Raw genomic sequence first — 553 nt, forward strand, 5'->3', positions numbered from 1 at the left:
AAGAAGCGGGCGATGCGGTGGCGGGGCCTCGCGTCGACGAGGGTGAGGTCGAGGAGGCCGTCGGTGGGGTCGGCGGTCGGGCAGATGAGCATCCCGCCGCCGTAGCTGCTGGTGTTGCCGACGGCGGCGAGCGTGAGGTCGCGGGTGGCGTCGTGGTTTTAATAAGCTGTGGTGGTGGGGGGGGGTGGGGGGGGTGGGGTGTGGGGGGGGGGGGGGGGGTGGTGTTGGTGGGGGTGGTGGGGGGGGTGGTGGTTTGCGTGGTCGTGGCGGGTGTGGGGGGGGGCGTTGGGGTTGGGGTGGGGGGGGGGGGGGGGGGGGGGGGGGGTGTGGGGGGTGGGGGGTGGGGGGTGGTGGGGGGGGGGGGGGGGGTGGGGGGGGGGGGGGGTGTTTGTGGGGGGGGGGGGGGGGGTTGGTTTTGGGTGGGTGTGGGGGGGGGGGGGGTGGGGGGGGCGCGGGGCGGGGCCCGGGCGGCGCCCGCGGGGCCGGGGGGGGGGGCCCCCCCCCGCCCCCCCCCCCCCCCCCCCCCCCCCCCCCCCCCCCCCCCCCCCCCCCC

General features: G+C 81.6%; 1 pseudogene. It reads right to left on the bottom strand.

Going from position 1 to position 553, the window contains the following annotated elements:
• Nucleotides 1-128 (bottom strand): annotated as a pseudogene (locus PUR61_RS12000) (hypothetical protein); the annotation flags it as partial.
• Nucleotides 129-553: the final 425 nt, after the last annotated feature.

The organism is Streptomyces sp. BE20 (genome assembly GCF_036322525.1).
Lineage (GTDB): Bacteria > Actinomycetota > Actinomycetes > Streptomycetales > Streptomycetaceae > Kitasatospora.